Here is a 16717-nt window from a genome sequence, read left to right as displayed (position 1 = left end):
GGCAGGCGCCAGATCAATGCGGCTGTTCACACTCAGCCGCGCACATACGTGGGCGGGTGCCCGGGCGGGCCGTCGCGGTCCCGGGAGGGTGCGGACAGGCTCTCGCCGTTATCGAGTCTACAAGCCGGCGGCGAGACGAGGGCCATCGGCGGCGGTTCGCTGCCCGAAGTCGTGGCGGAGGCGCGCTCGACCGAACCCGACTTGTACGCTCGGCGCATGGCTGAATCCGCCGACGCGAGCGTCCCGACCGCCGACGCCGACCCGGCCTACCGAGAGGCCGTGATCGACCTGCTGGCGGCGATCGCCTACGGCGAGATCTCCGCGTTCGAGCGGCTCGCGGAGGACGCCAAGCTGGCGCCGACCCTGGCCGACAAGGTCGACCTGGCGACGATGGCGAGCGGCGAGCTGACCAAGGTGCACGCCCTCCACGACCGGATCCGTGCCTTCGGCGCCGACCCGTTCGCGGCGATGCTCCCGTTCCGCGCGCCGCTCGACGAGTTCCACCGGCACACGGCGCCGGCGGACTGGTACGAGGGCCTGGTCAAGGCGTACGTCGGGGACGGGCTCGCCAACGACTTCTACCGTGAGATCGCGGCCTATCTCGACCCCGAGACCCGTGACCTCGTCGTCTCCTCGATGGAGGAGGGCAGTCACGCGACCTTCGTCGTCGACCGGGTCCGGGCCGCCATCGCCGAGGACGCCCGCCTCGGCGGCCGGCTCGCGCTGTGGGGCCGCCGGCTGATGGGAGAGGCGCTGACCCAGGCCCAGCGGGTCGCCGCCGACCGCGACGCACTCACCGCCCTCCTCGCCGGTGGCGTGGACCGGCCCGGTCTCGACCTGGCCGCGATGGGCCGGATGTTCACCCGGCTCACCGAGCGCCACCTGGCGCGGATGGCGGAGCTGGGCCTCGAGGCGTGAGCCACGCCCGGTGGGTGCTGCCCGGTCCGAGGCCGTCCTCGGTCTAGGCTGACCGCGACGAGCCCGTCCCCGACTCCAGGAGCAGTACACGTGGCAGCGATCGAAGCCGTCGGAGCACGCGAGATCCTCGACTCCCGCGGCAACCCCACCGTCGAGGTCGAGGTCCTGCTCGATGACGGGTCCTTCGCCCGCGCGGCGGTGCCCAGCGGTGCCTCGACCGGCGCCTTCGAGGCGGTCGAGCTGCGCGACGGTGGCGACCGGTACGCCGGCAAAGGGGTCCGCAAGGCCGTCGACGCCGTGATCCAGACGCTCGGCCCGGCCGTCGAGGGCCTCGACGCCGCCGACCAGCGGCTGATCGACCAGACCCTGCTCGAGGTCGACGGCACGCCCAACAAGGCCCAGGTGGGCGCGAACGCGATCCTCGGCGTCTCGCTCGCCGTCGCCCGCGCCGCGGCCGACTCGGCGGACCTCCCGCTCTACCGCTACGTCGGTGGCCCCAACGCCCACCTGCTGCCGGTCCCGATGATGAACATCCTCAACGGCGGTGCCCACGCGGACACCAACGTCGACATCCAGGAGTTCATGATCGCGCCGATCGGCGCGCCGACCTTCCGCGAGGCGCTGCGCGTCGGCGCGGAGGTCTACCAGGCGCTCAAGTCGGTGCTCAAGGACAAGGGCCTGGCCACCGGCGTCGGCGACGAGGGCGGCTTCGCGCCGGACCTCCCGTCCAACCGGGCCGCGCTCGACCTCATCGCCGAGGCCGTCGCCAAGGCCGGCTACGAGCTCGGCAAGGACGTCGCGCTCGCGCTGGACGTCGCGGCCTCGGAGTTCTTCGCCGCGTCGGACTCGGGGGCGGGCGCCTACACCTTCGAGGGCGAGCAGAAGACGGCGGAGCAGATGACCGCCTACTACGCCGACCTCGTCGCGTCGTACCCGATCGTCAGCATCGAGGATCCGCTCGACGAGGACGACTGGGACGGCTGGAAGGCCATCACCGACCAGCTCGGCACTAAGACCCAGCTGGTCGGCGACGACCTCTTCGTCACCAATGTCGAGCGGCTGCAGCGCGGCATCACCGGTGGTCAGGCCAACGCGATGCTGGTCAAGGTCAACCAGATCGGCTCGCTCACCGAGACCCTCGACGCCGTCGAGCTGGCCCACCGCAACGGCTTCCGCAACATGATGAGCCACCGTTCGGGCGAGACCGAGGACACCACGATCGCCGACCTCGCGGTCGCGACCAACTGCGGCCAGATCAAGACCGGCGCCCCGGCCCGGTCCGAGCGGGTCGCGAAGTACAACCAGCTCCTCCGCATCGAGGACGAGCTGGGCGACGCCGCCCGCTACGCCGGCGCGGCCGCCTTCCCCCGCTACCAGGGCTGACCACTTCCACCAGGAGCCGCCATGGCTGTGACACCGGGCGACCGTCGTACGTCGCGCAAGCCCGGCCGTCCCGCGCAGGGACGGTCCGGGCCGCGCTACGCCGAGCGCCTCAAGGCCGAGCGGAAGAAGGCCGCCCGCGAGCGTGAGGCGGCGCTGGCCCGCGCCCGCACGGAGCACCAGCAGAAGGCCCGGCTGACCAGCCGCGCCGCGGTCCTGGTGCTCGTCCTCGCGGTGCTCGCGGTCTCCTACGCGTCCTCGCTGCGGGCGTACCTGCAACAGCGCGGCAGCATCGAGGCCCTGCAGGCACAGATCGCCGAGCGCGAGGCGAAGATCGACGACCTCAAGGACGAGAAGCGGCGCTGGGAGGACCCGGCGTACGTCGCGCAGCAGGCCCGTGCCCGGTTCGGGTACGTCGCCCGGGGCGAGACGCCGTTCGTCGTGGTCGACGAGAACGGCGAGCCCCTCGACACCGCCGCCGAGCTCGGCGACCCGGCCCAGGTGGCCGACCCGGACCAGCGGACCTGGTACGAGGACGCGTGGGACTCGATGAAGATCGCGGGCAACCCGCCGACGAAGGTGCGTGCCCCCAAGAACGAGATCCAGGCGCCTCAGGAGGACCTGTCCGAGTGACCGACGCCATGACCAGCAGTGACGAGGCGGTCATCGCGGCCCAGCTCGGCCGGCCGCCGCGCGGGGTGCACGCGATCGGGCACCGCTGCCCGTGCGGCAACCCGGACGTGGTCGCCACCCAGCCGCGGCTGCCCAACGGGACGCCGTTCCCGACGACCTACTACCTCACCTGCCCGCGGGTGAGCTCCCGGATCGGGACGCTCGAGGCGTCGGGTCTGATGAAGCAGATGCAGGAGCGGCTCGGCTCCGACCCCGAGCTCGCCGCGGCGTACCGGGCGGCGCACGAGGCGTACCTCGCCGACCGCGCTGCCGTCGGTGCCGCCGGTGGCTTCGAGGTCCCCGAGATCGAGGGCATCTCCGCCGGCGGAATGCCCGACCGGGTGAAGTGCCTGCACGTGCTGGCCGGCCACGCGCTGGCCGCCGGGCCGGGGGTCAACCCGCTCGGCGACGAGGTGCTGGAGATCCTCGGCGACTGGTGGGCCAAGGGGCCCTGCGTGACGCCGGCGGATCCCGCCGGTGAGTGACCCGGTCGCCGCGGTCGACTGCGGCACCAACACGATCAAGCTCCTCGTGGGCGATCCCGCCCGCGAGCCCGACGGCGTGCGCCGGGAGAGCCGGATGATCCGGCTCGGCCAGGGTGTCGATGCCACCGGACGGCTGGCGCCGCAGGCGCTGGAGCGCGCTTGGGCGGCGCTCGACGAGTACGCCGCCCTCATCCGCGCGGCCGGCGTCGGCCCGGAGCGGATCCGGTTCTGCGCGACGTCGGCGACCAGGGACGCCTCGAACGCGGCGGAGTTCGCCGCCGGCGTACGCGCCCGCCTGGGCACCGACCCCGAGGTGCTGTCCGGTGAGGAGGAGGCGCGGCTGGCCTTCGACGGCGCGATCCGGGGTCTCGCCGCGGCCGCGGTCGAGGTGCGCGGCCCCGCGCTCGTCGTCGACATCGGCGGCGGCTCGACCGAGCTCATCCTTGGCGACCCGGAGACCGGTCCGAGCGTGGCGCACTCGATGGACATCGGCTCGGTGCGGCTCCACGAGCGCCACGTGCGACACGACCCGCTCACGCGCGAGGAGATCGCCGCGGTGGTCGCCGACGTCGACGCCGCGCTCGACGGGTGTCCGGTCGACCCCGCCGCCGCCCGCTCCGTCCTCGCCGTCGCCGGCACCAACACGACGATCGCCGCCGGCACCCTCGGCCTCGCCGCCTACGACCGCGCCCTGATCCACGGCCGGGAGCTGGCGGTGGCGGACGTGCAGGCACAGGTCCAGCGCCTGCTCGCAATGAGCGTCGCCGAGCGCCGCGGCCTCGGCTGGATGCATCCCGGGCGCGCCGACGTCATCGACGCGGGCGCGCTCATCGTCTCCCGGGTGCTGGACCGGCTCTCGGTCGCCTCGATCACCGTCGCCGAGACCGACATCCTCGACGGGATCGCCTGGTCGCTGGTGCGCTGAACGGGGGTACGGCCACGCCGTCAGGCCACCTCGTGCTCGCGCATTCTCATATCCGGTGTCGGTCCGCGGAGGTTTCCGGAAGATTTTACTTTCGCCGGTTCGAGGGTACGACGGGTGCCGTTCGTGGTGGCGACGGCCGTTCGGCGGGGCGCCCGGTGCCGGGCGTGGGAAGGGCCGCGGCGGCGCCTGACGGACCGCCTCCGAGGCATGGCCGACCGTCGCCCCACCTGGTCCGGAGAACCCGTCGTCCCCCGGAAGATCACCCGCCGCGGGGGGCGTCGCCGAGACGGTTTGCCAGCGAAGGCGATCAGGGTTCGCCTAGCATGCATCCTCGTGAGTCAAGTCGACGCGCGATGGGCGCAGCTGCTGAGGACGGTCGACCCGGTCGTCCTCGGCTCGCGGGTGCGCTCGGCGCGGGTGGCCCAGGGGCTCAACCAGGCGGACCTCGCCGGCGATGACTATTCCGTCGGCTATGTCTCGCGCATCGAGTCGGGAGGCCGGCGGCCGACCGTCGCGGCGATCACCGTGATCAGCGAGCGCCTCGGGATGTCGGTGGGCGAGCTCGTGGCGGGCGCCTCCGAGCAGGAGATCGACGAGATCCGCCTCGGGTTCAGCTACGCCGAGCTCGCGCTGGAGAACGGTGAGGCGGTCGACGCCGAGCACCAGGCCCGGCAGACGCTCGCGCGCGCCGAGGGAGCGTCGATCCCCGACCTCACGACCCGGGGACGGTTCGTCGTCGCCCGGGCGTTGGAGGCGATGGGTCAGCTGGACGAGGCGATCCTCGAGCTGGAGTCGCTGTTCGCGGACGTCGACGGCCTGGCGGCCGTGCGCTGCGGCATCGCGTTGAGCCGGTGCTATCGCGAGGCGGGCGACCTCCATCTCGCCGTCGAGGTCGGCGACCGGATCGGCCCCGTCATCGCGGACGGCGGCCTGGAGCGCAGCGACGAGGCGGTGCAGCTGGCGATGACCGTCGCGCTCGCCTACATCGAGCGCGGCGACCTCCATCGGGCGACCCGGATCTGCACGGAGGCCATCGCGCTCGCGGAGGAGGTCGCGTCGCCGACGGCACGCAGCGCCGCCTACTGGAACGCGAGCATCGTCTACTCCGAGCGTGGCGAGACGCAGGCCGCGCTGGCCCTGGCGACCCGTGCTCTCGGCCTGCTCGGCGAGGGACAGGACACGCGCAACCTCGCTCGGCTGCGTCTCGAGCTCGGCCGGCTCCAGCTCGCACTCGATCCGCCGGACGCCCCTCGTGCGCTCGTGCAGCTGGAGCGCGCCAACGAGGAGCTGCGCGGCACCAGCGCATCGCGCGCCGAGATCGCGCAGGCGCAGGTGGTGCTGGCGCACGCGCTGATCGTGGACGGTCGCCCCGAGCAGGCGCTCGACGTCGTCGTGGCGGCGCGCGAGGCGAACCCCGACCAGGCCTCCCTCGGCGCGGCCGAGGCGGCGATCGCGCACGGGGACGCACTCGCGGAGCTCGGCCGCACCGGCGAGGCGCTCGAGGTCGGCCGCGAGGCGGCCGCCCTCCTCTCCGCCCTGACGAGGACCGACCGATGGGTCGCCCAGGCCTGGTGCGAGCTGGCGGAGCTGTTCGATCTCCTGGGTGCCGGCGCCGAGGCCCACGCCGCCTTCAAGGCGGCGGCGAGCGCCAGCGGCCTCCGGCTGCGCGGCGGCGACCGCCGCGCGAGCCGGATCCGCCAGGACGCCTCCTAGCAGCAGCCGGACGGCCGATCGGCCATCACGACCGACGCACCCTGGGACGGGGTGCCGAGGGAGACCGCCAGCGTGGCGGCGAGGGCGGCGGCGGTGGCGGCGAGGATCTTGCGAGTCTTCATCGGGGTTCTCCTTCGGGGGGGAGTGCGGCGGGCGGGACGCCCGATCGCGGATTTGCCATCGAGATTGTCATATCTTGGTCAACTCGGGAATCCCGGGAGGCGATCCCGTGCTAGGTTCCTGTCCCAGACGCCGGCACGAGGAGAGCCGCGGCTTCGGGTGCCGCGATCGTGGCGACGCACTCGGCTCGGGCGGGAGCTCCAGGTGTCGCCGGGGGGTCTCGGGGCCCTCGGCGGCCGGAGCGGCGGCGCGAGGGACGACGAGGCGCGGAGACGGTCACACAGCACTGGTGCATCGCGAGTGCCGGTCTGATCCGGCGGGGTGTGGAGAGCCGGACCGAGGGTTGTCGGCGCCGCGATCTGCCGCTTATGGTCGAAACGACCCGAGGGCCAGCGCCGGCCGGGTCCAACCGACAGCTCTCTCGGGCGGATCGCAGCAGTACCTGGCGTGGGCTCTCCCATCTCCGGAACGCATGTGGGTGCGTTCCATGACTTCTCTTGGGGACCCGAAAAATGACGTCATTGAGCGAGCCCCAGGCTCGCGTCACCGAGCTCCGGCCCACCGGCCGGGCCGGTAACCCGCCCCCTCGCCACAGCGAGGTGGTCACCGACTCCGACCTGCTGCGCCGATGCCGGCGCCGCGACGGGGAGGCCTGGAACCAGCTGGTCGGCCGCTACGAGCGGCTCGTCTACACCGTGGCGTTGCGCAACGGCCTCGGCGCCGAGGACGCGGCCGACGTCACCCAGGCGACGTTCGTGGCCCTGGTCGATGCCCTCGACCGGCTCCGCGACGACGAGAAGATCGCGTCGTGGCTGATGACCGTCGCCCGTCGCCAGGCCTGGCGCGCCCGCAACCTGAGCCGGCGCACCACCACGCTCGAGGCGGCACCGGAGGGCGCGACCGACCCGTTCGCCGACTGGGCGGCGACCACGACCCTCCACGAGGCTCTCGCCACCCTCGGCGGGACCTGCCGCGAGCTCCTGATCGCTCTCTACTTCGAGCCGGACGCCCCGAGCTATGCCGAGATCGCGCAACGCTTCGGCCGGTCCATCGGAGGCATCGGGCCCCTGCGCGGCCGGTGTCTCGACAAGCTCCGCGCGATCATGGGGGAGGAGGCATGATGACCGTCCGGCCGACCTTCACCGAGCTGCTCGACTGGATCGAGGGCCGTCTCCCCGACGAGGCCGCCGAGGCGGTCGCGTCGTACGTCGCGTCCGGTGACCCGGCGACGGCGGCCAGCGTCGCGTGGATCCGCGCCTTCCTCGAGGACGCCGGCTCGATGCCGCTGAGCCAGCCGCCGCCGGAGCTCAGCGCCCGGCTGCGCGACGTCTTCGACCAGCTGCACCATCCCATGCGGGGCGACGGCTGGTCCGACGCATGGCTGCTGCGGGACGCGCGCACCGGCTTGGCCGCAGGCGTGCGCTCGGCCGAGGACGGTGGCGTGCACCTGGCCTTCGACAGCGAGCTCGGCCGGTTCGTCCTGGACGCCACCGTGGCGGGCGTCGGCGAGGTCGACGTCCAGGGCCTGGTCATGCTCGCGCCCGGATCCCGTGGCGTGGACCTCGCGTTCCTCGCCCACGGTGACCTCCGGCGAGCGGCCAGGACGACCGCCGACGGCAGGTTCGATGCCCGCGGGGTGCCGGTGGACGTGGACGAGCTGTGGCTCACGTCGGGGCCGACCCGGGTGCGCGCGACCCTCGACCTCCGTCGCTGAGCGCGCGGACATGAGCATCGCGAAACACGCCGCGGCCGGTGCCACGGCGGAGATCGACGAGCTGATCAGGGAGGCGGAGAGCTGGCTGAACCGGGACGCCGAGCGGTGTCGCGCGCTGATCGAGTGCGCCGAGGCCGGACTGAACGGGCAGCGCGACGCCGGCCGGTTGGCGTGGATCAACATGGTCCGTGGCGACCTCGCGGTCGCCGACGGGGAGCTCGGGGCCGCGGCCTCCGCCTATCGCAACGCGCGGCGCAACTGGCTCGCCGCAGACCGGTCCGTCGAGGCGGTGCGGGCCGCCGTCGGCGTGACGCAGGTGCAGCTGCTCGTGGGCGAGTTCGAGGCGGCCGAGGCCGGCCTGAAGCGGCTGCAGGCCGAGCTGGGCCGGGTGCCCCACGAGGACGCCGGGGTCGCGCGCCTCGGCGCGCTGGTCCAGCGCCAGCTCGCCGACGCCCGTGCCGGCCGGGGCCAGGTCTCGGCCGCACTGCGGCAGTACGACGCGGCCGAGAACCTCTTCGGGGCGCTGGGCGACTCCGACAGCATCGCCCAGGTGCAGCTCAGCCGAGGCCGGGCGGCACTGGACGCGGGACTCATGCACAACGCGCTGCTGGAGCTGAACCGGGCCCGGGTGTCCTACCAGGCCTCCGGCCAGGGCCCCCGCGCCGCGGCCGCGGCGGCGCTCGTCGCCGAGGCGTTCTCCGCGACGGGACAGGTCGCGCGCGCCCTCGACGTGCTGGACTGCCTGGCTCCCGAGCTCCCCGGCACGCGGTGGCACGTGGCGCTCCACGCCCTCGTCCGCTCGGACGCGTTGCTGCGCTCCGGGTTCGCCGCGGAGGCGCACGCGGAGGCCTGCGCCGCCGAGGAGGTGTTCATGGAGATCGGCGCGGTGGAGTGCTCCGCGCGCGCAGCCCTCGCCTGTGCCCGGGCGTCCCTCGCCTGGGGCCGGCGACGGGCGGCGGCCTCGGAGCTCGAGGTGGCGGAGCGACTCTTCGGTGACTGCGGCAGCCGGCTGATGCGGATGCACACCTGGCTGCTCCAGGCCGAGGTCGCCTGGGCACTCGGGGAGCCGGAGACCTGCCGCGCGATCTGCGACCGGGTCGTCGCCGCGGAGGTCGACGACACGCCGGCGTTCGTCACCGTGCGGGCCCGCGTGCTGGCGGCCCGCGTCGCGGAGCCGGACGCCGCGGCCGCCCTGCTGGACGCCGCCGCCGCGCGCGCCGCGGGCGTCGGGACTCCCGAGCTGCGGGCCGACGTACTCCTCGCCCGGGCGCGTCATGAGCGCCGCACCGGGCAGGTCGCGCAGGCGGTCGCGTCGCTGCACCGCGTGCTGAGTGTGGGCAGGGGATGGGCGCAGCGGCTCGGCCATCGCGGGAGCGTCGTGTGCCCGTCCCTCACGGAGGCGACCGAGGAGCTGATCCTGCTGCTGCTCGAGCGCGGCGACCACGCCGGCCGGGTCGAGGCGCTGCGTCGCGCGCGTGCGGCGAAGGCGGTCATGGTCGATCCGCAGCGCGCCGCGGGGGCCGTCGGAGCGCGGAGCGACGGCGCTCGGGGCGACGGTGGCCGTCGTCTGGAGCGTCTGCTGTCGGACGCCGTCGCGCCGATCACGGTCGTGGCCGACGACGTCGACGAGGCGCTGCCGGCCGTCCCCGACGGCTCGCTCATCGAGTACTACGTCGCCGGGGACGACATCGTGGTGTTCGTCGTCCGCGACGGCCACGTCGATGCGCGGGTGCTGTCGCGGACGGGCGAGAGCACCCGACGCCTCGTCAACGCCTGGCAGCAGGAGTGCACCTTGATGGCCCCGGGCGGCCGCGATCACCCCGGGTTCACCTCCTCGGCGGCGCTGGACGGACTCTTCGACCTCCTGCTCGCGCCCGTCGTGGAGCTGCTGGCCGACCTCGACGACGAGCTCCACGTGGTGGGGCACCGTCATCTGCACGCGGTGCCGTTCGACGCGCTGCTCGACGAGGTCGGGCCGTGGTACGCGAGTCTCGCCCGGCCGCTGCTCCCGCCCGAGCGGGTGCCCTCGGAGGCTCCCGAGCTGACGGCCCTCGTGCTCGCCGTACCGGACGACAATGCTCCCTCCATCACGAGGGAGGCCGAGATGATCCTCCGGTTCCTCCCCACGGCGCAGGTGCTCGTCGCGGGCGAGGCCACGAGGGGCGCACTCGTGCGTCGTTCGGCGGGAGCCGACGTGGTGCACCTCGCCTGTCACGGGGTCTTCCACCAGGACGATCCGCTGTCGTCGGGTCTCCGGCTCGCCGACGGCTGGCTCCGGGCCCGGGACATCGCGACCGGGACGCCCGCCCTCGACGGCGCGGTCGTGGTGTTGAGCGCCTGCAGCTCGGGGCGCTCCTCCGACCACACCAGCGAGCCCGTCGGGCTGGTGTCGGCGTGCCTCGCCGCCGGTGCCCGCGGCGTGGTGGCGGCGTTGTGGGTCGTGGACGACGAGGTGACGCTCGAGCTGATGACCCACTTCTACCGAGCCCTCGCGGCCGGCGCGGCACCGTCCACGGCCCTCCGCCAGGCCCGGCGACAGGTGGCCCGGCGCTACCCGCATCCCTACTACTGGGGGGCGTTCCGCTTCGTGGGCCGGACCGACGCGCCTCGGTGACGACGGATCAATCCCGGTCCCCACAGCACCAGTCATCCGGGCGCCGCGACGGCGCCGAGTGCCGGTGGTCGAGGGTCGTGCGCAGCACGAGAGGGAGTGGTTCGGACGTGGTTCAACCGATGGACGGGCGATCGGCCTCGGAGGGGGCGGAGGACGGGGACCAGGGAGGAGCCGTCTGGCCGCCGACCTTCCCCCACCTGGAGATCGACGCCTTGATCGACCGGCTCGCGAGCGGTGGCTCGGCGGACCATGCCGACGCCCACCACCTGCTCGGTCTCGTGGCCGGCGAGGCACAACGGCTGCGGACCACGGTGGTGCGGCTCGTGACCGCCAAGCTGTCCGAGGCCGACCGGGAGGCGCAGCGGATCGTCGTCGAGGCGATCGACGAGGGAGAGCGGCTGGTGGCGGCCGCGCGCGAGTCGATCCGGGTGCAGGAGCGTGCCGCGGGGTCGGCCCGTCGAGAACGGATTCGCGTCGTGCCGGATCAATCGCCCGACGTGGAGCACTAGTGGGACATGTTCAGTCGATCCCGGTCCGCAGCAGAGGGTGAGCCGCAGGCGGACGCACCCCCCGAGTCCACCGGCGACGAGGCCGCCCGTGCCTTCGACCAGGTGCTGTCCGCCCTGCAGCCGCCCGGCTCGCCCGCGGCGGAGCCGGACGTGGCGACGGTGGCCGCCGACGCGGAGGAGCACGCCGCGACCCTGCGAGCCACCCGCGGCGCCCACCGCGAGGCCCAGGCCATGCTCACCTTGGCCAGCCAGGCCCGTGAGGAGGCGAGCGAGGAGGCCGAGCGCATCGTCCTCGAGGCGCGCGACGCCGCCGAGCGCACGCGGCAGGAGGTCGCCGGCTGGGCCGCCGCACAGCGAGCCAAGGTCGACGCCCTCGCGGCCGACCTGGCCGCGTCCGCGCGCCGCGACGCCGACACCATCCGGGCCGAGGCACTGCGGACCTCGATGGCCGAGGCGGAGGAGACCGCCCGGCGCTACGTCGCCGAGGCGGCCGAGGGAGCGCAGCGCGACGCCGAGGCGATCAGGACCGAGGCGCGCCTGGTCCTCGAGCGCGCGAGCGAGCTCGGCGAGGAGGTGGGGGAGGCGATCACGGACCTGACCGCGGCTGCGTCGGCCGTCCGGTCCCGGCTCCAGGACGCAGGTACGGCGATGGAGCGGCTGCTCGCCGAGAACCCCGCCCCGGAGCCGGAGCCCGGGGACCTGGTCGCCGAGGACCCGGACGAGGCCCCGGAGCAGGGGCCGGTCGCCGAGGACCTCGGCGACCAGGACCTTGGTGCCGAGGACCTCGGTGCCGGGGACCTGGACGACGAGGCGTCGGACGCCGTCGAGCTCGACGCCGAGGACCCGTTCCCGTCGGAGGACGTCGTGAGCGCGTCCGACGAGCTCACCGAGCCGGACCGACAGCTCGGCTCCATGTTCCGGCGCCAGGGGCACCATGGTCGCGCCAGCGGTCATTGAGACCCGGCCCGCGCCGGTCGCGACCGAGCGCCTCCTGGCCGCCGCGACGGCACTGCAGCGAACGCTGGCCGAGGCTCGGCTGCCACTGAACCTCCCCGGGGTCGAGGACGTGCGCGTCGAGCGCACGCGCACGATCGAGCAGTTCGCCGACCACGTGCTGCCGCGGCTGGCGGAGCGGACGGCGCCCGTGCTGGTCGTCGTCGGCGGCCCCACGGGCGCCGGCAAGTCGACGCTCGTCAACAGCCTGGCCGGGCGCGTGGTGACGACGCCGGGCCTGCTGCGCCCGACCACCCGCTCCCCGGTACTGGTCCACCACCCCGGCGACCGGTCGTGGTTCCGGGACGACCGGATCCTCCCGGGACTGCGTCGCGTCACCCGGGCGGCCGGCGACCGGGGGTGTGTCCAGCTGGTCGCCTCGCCCACGGTGCCCCGTGGGATCGCGATCCTGGACGCCCCCGACTTCGACTCGGTCGACGACGACAACCGGGCGCTGGCGGCGAAGCTCATCGCCGCAGCGGACCTCCTGCTGTTCGTGACCTCGGCGGCGCGCTACTCCGACCGGCTGTCCTGGCAGCACCTCGACCTCGCGGTGGAGCGCGGCACCTCGGTCGCCATCGTGCTGAACCGGATCCCGGCCGCCGACCACGCCACCGTCGTCCCCGACCTCCGCCGGATGGCCGGGGCCAGGGACGTGACCGGCGAGCGTGTCTTCCTCGTCGAGCAGGCAGAGCTCGACGACCCCGCCCTGCTGCCCCGGGCGCTGGTGCGCCCGATGCGCACCTGGCTGGACGCGCTCGCCGCCGACAGCGCGGCGCGGACGGCGGAGGCCGAGCAGACGGTCACCGGGGCCGTTCGACGCGCGGTCACCGTCGCCGCCGCGGTCGCGGAGGCGGCGGCACGGCAGGTGGACGCGATCGGCGAGCTCCTGACCGTCGCCGACCGGGTCTACGCCGCAGAGCTGGACGCCCTGGCGAGCGCCCTGCCCGAGCTCCTCGCCGGCCTCGACACCCGCACCCCGGTCCGGAGTCCTGGTCCGGACGACGGCATGGACCGGACCGACCTCGCCGTCGACCTCGCCCTGGAGGGCCTGCTCCTCGACCACGCCTGGCGGGCGGCCGAGCGGGCCAGCGCCGAGCTGCGTGCCACGGCGCACGGCAGCGCCCTGCTCGACTGGAGCACCGAGGACCTCAGCCGCCCCGGGAAGGGCCTGGGCCACCGCGCCCGTACGGCGATCCGCGGCGCTCGCCGGCGGACCGACTCCCCGGAGGCGGATGCCGTCGGCACCTCGACCCTCCTCGGCGACGCGCTCGCGGCGCTGCTCACCGCGGACCGGGACCGCTACCTCCGTCCCGTCCTGGACCGGACCCTCGCACCGGACGCGTCGGACCAGCTGCGTGTCGCCGCCGACCATGCTGCCCGGGCGCTGGCCCGGCACGAGACGAGAGGCCCGATCGGATGAATCTCCAGGCACGGATCGAGGGCCTCCGCACGGCCGCGGACGCCGCCGAAGGCCGCCTCGACCAGGCGCTCCTCGACGACATCCGGGCCGGTGCCGACCGGTCGAGCGGCCGGTTGCGGCTCTCGGAGCGGCACACGGTCGTGGCGATCGCCGGAGCGACCGGCTCCGGCAAGTCGACGCTCTTCAACGCCCTCGCCGGCGCCGAGATCTCGACCTCCGGTGCCCGGCGCCCGACGACCGCGACCGCCCAGGCGCTGGTCCGGGGCGACGACGATCCGGACGAGATGCTCACCTGGCTCGGCATCCGGGCCGCCGACCGTCACCGGCACGGGTCGCCGGCGTCACCCGCACGGCTCCCCGAGGGCCTGGTCCTCCTCGACCTGCCCGACCACGACTCGATCGAGGCCGCCCACCACGAGGAGGCACGGCGGGTGGTGGAGCTCGCGGACGTCCTGGTCTGGGTCGTCGACCCGCAGAAGTACGCCGACGCCGCGATCCACCGCGAGTTCCTCCAGCCGCTGGCCGGTCACCGGGCGGTGACGATGGTGGTCCTCAACCACATCGACACGGTCCCCGAGGACCGTCGGCGGAGCATGCTCGCCGATCTCCGGAAGCTCCTCGTCGCCGACGGGATCCGCGACCCGCGGATCCTGGCGACCAGCGCCCGGCACGGTACGGGGATCGACGACCTGCGCCGGGCGATCACCCGGCGCGTCCAGGAGAAGCAGAACACCGTCCTGCGCATCGACGCGGACATCCGCTCGGCCGTGGCCCGGCTCGAGGAGGCGGCCGGCCGCGCGCCGTACCCGGTGCCCGACGTGTGGGTCGCCGACCTCGAGCGCCGGGTGGCCGACGCCGCCGGGCGTCCACCGGCCCGCCGTGGACCGGTCGACCGGCCCACCGTCGACAACGCCGTCCGCGGTCTCGTCGACCGCCTGTGCCGTGACCTGGCCCCCGGCTGGGGGCGCGCGGTCCGGACGGCCGTCACCCAGCGGCTCGGCGACACCGACGACCGGCTCGACGCCGAGCTCGCCGCACTCCCCGCCCCGGCTGCGCGGCCGATGCGGATCGGAGCGCGTGGGGTCGTGGCACTCGCCGCCGTCCTCATGGCGGTCGCGGTCGCGGCGTCCTGGGCGACCGGCGTCCTCCCGCCGACGGTCGCGCTCGTCGCCGGTGGCCTCCTCGTGGCTGCCGTCACGGGGGCAGGTGTGCTGACCCGGCGTGCCGCCCCGCGCGGTGCCGCGCGTGCCGACCAGGTCGACGACGGCTGCCGCGAGGTGGTCACCCGGGTCGTGCGCGAGCACGTGCTCGCTCCGGCGCGGCGCGAGCTGGCGTCGTACGCGCGCTTCGAGCGCGGCCTGCGCACCGCTCGGGGCTGAGGCTGCCTGAATCCGTGCCGACTTCTCGGCAGGGGGTGGATCAAACCGCCCGCTCCCCGCACCAGTGAGGTGTGAAGACCACCAGTGACGGACGGAGCGAGCGATGAGCGTCGCGCGCGTCCCGCTCGACCTGCCGACGGCGCCGGTCCAGGCCCTCGTCGAGGCGCCGGCCGACGCGCCCGTCGTCGAGGCGGTCGCGCACGGCCGGGTCCGACGACTCATCGAGCTGACCGTCGCGACCGGCCTCCTCGTGGCGCTCCTGCCGGTGCTGGTCGTCGTGGCGCTCCTGGTGGCGGGCACCAGCCGCGGGCCGGTGCTCTACCGGCAGCGTCGCGTGGGTGTCGGCGGCCGGCCGTTCGAGATCGTCAAGTTCCGCACGATGCGTCGCGACGCGGAGGTCCAGGCCGCTGCGCTCTTCGCGCAGCGCAACGACGGGTCCGGCCCGCTCACCAAGATCCACGCCGACCCGCGCGTCACGCGGGTGGGGCGGGTACTGCGCCGCTTCTCGCTCGACGAGCTGCCGCAGCTGTGGAACGTGCTCAACGGCACCATGGCCCTGGTCGGGCCCCGGCCGACGACTCCCGCGGAGGTGGCGCGGTTCGCGGACCGCGACCACCACCGCCACGCGGTCCGCCCCGGCATCACGGGCATCAGCCAGGTGAGCGGCCGCAGCGACCTCGCCTGGGAGGACGCGGTCGCGATGGACCTGCACTACGTCGCGTCCCGCTCGCTGCGCCTCGATCTCGAGATCCTCCTCCGCACCCTGCCGGCGGTCGTCCGCGGCCGCGGCGCCTACTGAGGATCGGAGCCTGACGATGCGTGTCCTCCACCTGATCGAGTCCCTCGGGGGCGGGGTGCTGAGCTCGGTGCTCGCCATGGTCGACGCGACGCCCGCGGTCGAGCACCACGTCGCGGTCTGGCCGCGACGGTCCCATGCGGACACCGGTGACCGGTTGGACGCGTTCAGCGGCGTCCACGAGCTGCGCCGTCCGCTGCCCCAGGCGCTCCGGGCCGCGGACGACCTGGTCCACGGCCTCGGCCCCGACCAGGTGCACGCGCACTCGTCGTACGCCGGCCTGCTGGCCCGGATCCTCAACCCCGCGGTGGACGTCGCCTACAGCCCCCACTGCTTCGCGTTCGAGCGGCAGGACCTCGGTGCGGCGACCCGCGCCGGCGTGCGCCGGATCGAGCGATCGCTGGCCGGACGCACGGCGGTGCTGGTCGCCTGCTCACCCCGCGAGGCGGCCCTCGCCCGTGCCCTGGGGCACCGGCGGGTCGTGACCGTCCCCAACCGGGCGCTCGACGTACCGGACCTGCGCGCCCGGTTCTCCCCGGACCTGCGGGTGGTCACCGTCGGGCGGATCGGACCGCAGAAGGACTGGCCGTACCTCCTGCGGGCCAAGGGCTATCTCGAGGACGTGCTCGGCTGCCACGTCGAGTGGGAATGGCTGGGCGGAGGCGACCGAGACGCCGAGCGGACGCTGCGTGCCCACGGCGTCTCGGTCGCGGGCTGGCTCCCGCGGACCCAGGTCCTGGAGCGCCTGAGCCGGGCCCACGTCTATGTGCACACCGCCGCGTGGGAAGGCGCGCCGATCAGCATCCTCGAGGCCGCCGCCCTCGGCCTGCCCCTCGTCGTCCGCGGCATCCCCGGGCTTCTCAGCCTCGACGTGCCCGGTGCGACGCGGACGGCGGCCGACCTCGCGGACCGGATCGGCCGGCTCCGCGACCCCGACCTGTGGTCGGCGGAGCAGCAGCGCTCGCTGCACTTCGCCGCCGGCCACACGCTTCGCCGCCAGCGCGATCGCCTGACCGCCGCCTACGGGCTCGCCACCCCGGATCTCGTCCAAAGCTCCAGGCTCAGATAGGAACCAG

The 16717-nt window shown here is 74.4% G+C and carries 16 protein-coding genes; 15 read left to right on the top strand and 1 reads right to left on the bottom strand.

What is annotated here, in order from left to right; genetic code table 11:
- Positions 1–216 precede the first annotated feature (216 nt).
- The 6 genes from KVF89_RS05750 to KVF89_RS05725 all read left to right on the top strand — a co-directional run bounded on the left by KVF89_RS05750 (position 217) and on the right by KVF89_RS05725 (position 6093).
- Positions 217–918: a ferritin-like fold-containing protein gene (locus tag KVF89_RS05750; RefSeq protein ID WP_257424158.1), complete on the top strand. Its 702-nt coding sequence runs from the start codon at positions 217–219 to the stop codon at positions 916–918.
- A 90-nt stretch (positions 919–1008) separates the two neighbouring features.
- On the top strand, positions 1009–2301 hold the full coding sequence (gene eno / locus KVF89_RS05745; protein ID WP_257424157.1) for a phosphopyruvate hydratase: 1293 nt from the start codon (positions 1009–1011) through the stop codon (positions 2299–2301).
- Between the two features lie 21 nt (positions 2302–2322).
- Positions 2323–2931, top strand: coding sequence for an FtsB family cell division protein (locus KVF89_RS05740; protein WP_257424156.1), 609 nt, complete (start codon positions 2323–2325; stop codon positions 2929–2931).
- Positions 2928–3455, top strand: coding sequence for a DUF501 domain-containing protein (locus KVF89_RS05735; protein ID WP_372497862.1), 528 nt, complete (start codon positions 2928–2930; stop codon positions 3453–3455). The genes KVF89_RS05740 and KVF89_RS05735 overlap by 4 nt, the downstream gene beginning before the upstream one ends.
- On the top strand, positions 3448–4380 hold the full coding sequence (locus KVF89_RS05730) for a Ppx/GppA phosphatase family protein (RefSeq protein WP_257424152.1): 933 nt from the start codon (positions 3448–3450) through the stop codon (positions 4378–4380). Before KVF89_RS05735 ends, KVF89_RS05730 begins: the two co-directional genes overlap by 8 nt.
- Before the next feature lie 333 nt (positions 4381–4713).
- Positions 4714–6093, top strand: coding sequence for a helix-turn-helix domain-containing protein (locus KVF89_RS05725; protein WP_257424150.1), 1380 nt, complete (start codon positions 4714–4716; stop codon positions 6091–6093).
- On the opposite strand, the gene KVF89_RS05720 is transcribed toward KVF89_RS05725, so the two are convergent.
- On the bottom strand, positions 6090–6215 hold the full coding sequence (locus KVF89_RS05720) for a hypothetical protein (RefSeq protein ID WP_257424148.1): 126 nt from the start codon (positions 6213–6215) through the stop codon (positions 6090–6092). The two genes, KVF89_RS05725 and KVF89_RS05720, sit on opposite strands and share 4 nt — an antisense overlap.
- Before the next feature lie 519 nt (positions 6216–6734).
- On the opposite strand from KVF89_RS05720, the gene KVF89_RS05715 reads away from it, so the two are divergent.
- The 9 genes from KVF89_RS05715 (at position 6735) to KVF89_RS05675 (ending at position 16710) form a co-directional block, all read left to right on the top strand.
- Positions 6735–7334 (top strand): RNA polymerase sigma factor, encoded by a 600-nt coding sequence (locus KVF89_RS05715; RefSeq protein ID WP_257424146.1) that lies wholly within the window; start codon positions 6735–6737, stop codon positions 7332–7334.
- Positions 7334–7927 carry a hypothetical protein gene (locus KVF89_RS05710; protein ID WP_257424144.1) on the top strand — a complete coding sequence of 198 codons (594 nt, stop codon included), beginning with the start codon at positions 7334–7336 and terminating at the stop codon, positions 7925–7927. Before KVF89_RS05715 ends, KVF89_RS05710 begins: the two co-directional genes overlap by 1 nt.
- Before the next feature lie 10 nt (positions 7928–7937).
- Positions 7938–10541: a CHAT domain-containing protein gene (locus KVF89_RS05705; protein ID WP_257424142.1), complete on the top strand. Its 2604-nt coding sequence runs from the start codon at positions 7938–7940 to the stop codon at positions 10539–10541.
- A 119-nt stretch (positions 10542–10660) separates the two neighbouring features.
- The gene (locus KVF89_RS05700) at positions 10661–11050 is read left to right on the top strand and encodes an ATP synthase subunit B family protein (RefSeq protein WP_257424139.1); all 390 of its coding nucleotides are present in this window, start codon (positions 10661–10663) and stop codon (positions 11048–11050) included.
- A gap of 6 nt (positions 11051–11056) precedes the next feature.
- Positions 11057–12007 (top strand): coiled-coil domain-containing protein, encoded by a 951-nt coding sequence (locus KVF89_RS05695; RefSeq protein WP_257424137.1) that lies wholly within the window; start codon positions 11057–11059, stop codon positions 12005–12007.
- Positions 11985–13466 carry a GTPase gene (locus KVF89_RS05690; RefSeq protein ID WP_257424132.1) on the top strand — a complete coding sequence of 494 codons (1482 nt, stop codon included), beginning with the start codon at positions 11985–11987 and terminating at the stop codon, positions 13464–13466. The genes KVF89_RS05695 and KVF89_RS05690 overlap by 23 nt, the downstream gene beginning before the upstream one ends.
- Positions 13463–14845 (top strand): GTPase, encoded by a 1383-nt coding sequence (locus KVF89_RS05685; protein WP_257424129.1) that lies wholly within the window; start codon positions 13463–13465, stop codon positions 14843–14845. Before KVF89_RS05690 ends, KVF89_RS05685 begins: the two co-directional genes overlap by 4 nt.
- Positions 14846–14948: 103 nt before the next feature.
- Positions 14949–15644: a sugar transferase gene (locus tag KVF89_RS05680; RefSeq protein WP_257424127.1), complete on the top strand. Its 696-nt coding sequence runs from the start codon at positions 14949–14951 to the stop codon at positions 15642–15644.
- Positions 15645–15660: 16 nt separating this feature from the next.
- Positions 15661–16710 carry a glycosyltransferase family 4 protein gene (locus KVF89_RS05675; RefSeq protein ID WP_257424125.1) on the top strand — a complete coding sequence of 350 codons (1050 nt, stop codon included), beginning with the start codon at positions 15661–15663 and terminating at the stop codon, positions 16708–16710.
- Positions 16711–16717: the final 7 nt, after the last annotated feature.

The organism is Nocardioides carbamazepini (assembly GCF_024614185.1).
GTDB classification, from domain to species: domain Bacteria; phylum Actinomycetota; class Actinomycetes; order Propionibacteriales; family Nocardioidaceae; genus Nocardioides; species Nocardioides carbamazepini.
Note: the sequence above shows the minus strand (reverse complement) of the source record. Positions and strands in the feature narration are given on the sequence as shown.

Bases quoted from the DNA above. Each gene is read 5' to 3' on its own strand.
- KVF89_RS05750 (WP_257424158.1), top strand. From the start codon at position 217: ATGGCTGAATCCGCCGACGCGAGCGTCCCGACCGCCGACGCCGACCCG.
- KVF89_RS05695 (WP_257424137.1), top strand. From the start codon at position 11,057: ATGTTCAGTCGATCCCGGTCCGCAGCAGAGGGTGAGCCGCAGGCGGAC.
- KVF89_RS05680 (WP_257424127.1), top strand. From the start codon at position 14,949: ATGAGCGTCGCGCGCGTCCCGCTCGACCTGCCGACGGCGCCGGTCCAG.
- KVF89_RS05740 (WP_257424156.1), top strand. From the start codon at position 2,323: ATGGCTGTGACACCGGGCGACCGTCGTACGTCGCGCAAGCCCGGCCGT.
- KVF89_RS05685 (WP_257424129.1), top strand. From the start codon at position 13,463: ATGAATCTCCAGGCACGGATCGAGGGCCTCCGCACGGCCGCGGACGCC.
- KVF89_RS05710 (WP_257424144.1), top strand. From the start codon at position 7,334: ATGACCGTCCGGCCGACCTTCACCGAGCTGCTCGACTGGATCGAGGGC.
- KVF89_RS05675 (WP_257424125.1), top strand. From the start codon at position 15,661: ATGCGTGTCCTCCACCTGATCGAGTCCCTCGGGGGCGGGGTGCTGAGC.
- KVF89_RS05690 (WP_257424132.1), top strand. From the start codon at position 11,985: ATGGTCGCGCCAGCGGTCATTGAGACCCGGCCCGCGCCGGTCGCGACC.
- KVF89_RS05705 (WP_257424142.1), top strand. From the start codon at position 7,938: ATGAGCATCGCGAAACACGCCGCGGCCGGTGCCACGGCGGAGATCGAC.
- KVF89_RS05700 (WP_257424139.1), top strand. From the start codon at position 10,661: ATGGACGGGCGATCGGCCTCGGAGGGGGCGGAGGACGGGGACCAGGGA.
- KVF89_RS05720 (WP_257424148.1), bottom strand. From the start codon at position 6,215: ATGAAGACTCGCAAGATCCTCGCCGCCACCGCCGCCGCCCTCGCCGCC.